The sequence below is a fragment of the Rhizobacter sp. P1_G5 genome, from assembly GCF_056405435.1.
Map to the genome: position 1 here is coordinate 1 of NZ_JBFUCB010001002.1, position 1,277 is coordinate 1,277.

Below are 1,277 nucleotides of genomic sequence, written 5' to 3' on the forward strand. Positions count from 1 at the left end.
GCGGTCGACCTTGCCGTTGCCCGTCAGCGGCAGCGTCGGCAGCACGACGAATGCGGCCGGCACCATGTAGTCGGGCAGCCGCTCGCGCAGCGCCTGCTTCAGCGCGTCGACATCGGCGCTGCCGGCCACGTAGGCGACGAGCCGCTGGTCGCCGGGCACGTCCTCGCGCGCCAGCACCGCGCTCTCGCGCACGCCCGGCTGCTGCGCCAGCAATGCCTCGATCTCGCCCAGCTCGATGCGGAAGCCGCGGATCTTCACCTGGTGGTCGATGCGGCCGAGGTATTCCAGCTCCAGCGCGCCATCGGCCCGCAGGCGCCAGCGCGCCAGGTCGCCGCTGCGGTACAGCCGCTCGCCGGGGCGGAACGGGTCGCCGATGAAGCGCGCCGCCGTCAGCTCGGGCCGGTTCAGGTAGCCGAGCGCGAGGCCCGGCCCGCCGACGAACATCTCGCCGGTGACGCCGATCGGCACCGGCTGCAGCAGCGCGTCGAGCAGCAGCACGCGCAGGTCGGGGATCGGCACGCCGATCACGCTGCCGGCGCGTGCGTCCAGGTCGGCGCGCGTGATCGGCCGGTACGTCACGTGCACGCAGGTCTCGGTGATGCCGTACATGTTGACGAGCCGCGGCTGCGCATCGCCATGGCGCTCGAACCACGGCCGCAGCGCCTGCAGCTCCAGCGCCTCGCCGCCGAACACCACCTCGCGAAGCGAAGTGCGCCGCGGGGCGCCGCTGTCGACGTCAGCCTGCACCAGCTGGCGGAAGGCAGAAGGCGTCTGGTTCAGCACCGTCACGCGCTCGTCGTGCAGCAGCTGCAGGAAGGCCTCCGGCGAGCGGCTCACCGCCTGCGGCACGACCACCAGGCAGCCGCCGTGCGCCAGCGCGCCCCACAGCTCCCACACCGAGAAGTCGAACGCGACCGAATGGAACAGCGTCCACACGTCCTGCGGGCCGAAGCGGAACCAGCCGTCGGTGGCGCTGAACAGCCGGTCGACCGCGCGGTGCGTCAGCAGCGTGCCCTTCGGCTGCCCGGTGGAGCCGGAGGTGTAGATCACGTAGATCAGGTCGTCGGCGCTGACGGGGCTCGCCGGGTTCTCCACGGGCGCCTCGGCCAGCAACGCGTCGTCGAGGCACAGCGTCGCACCGGCGTGCGGCGGCAGCCGCGCGAGCAGCGCCGACTGCGTCAGCATCACCGGCGCCTGTGCGTCGCCGAGCATGAAGGCCACGCGCTCGGCCGGGTAAGACAGGTCGATCGGCAGATAGGCGCCGCCCGCCTTCAGGA

Annotated in this window: 1 protein-coding gene; it reads right to left on the minus strand. The window is 72.7% G+C overall.

The annotated features are described in order from the left end of the window. Positions 1-1,277 (minus strand): amino acid adenylation domain-containing protein (locus AC1D12_RS33535; protein ID WP_477845406.1); only part of this gene is annotated, 1,277 nt, incomplete at both ends.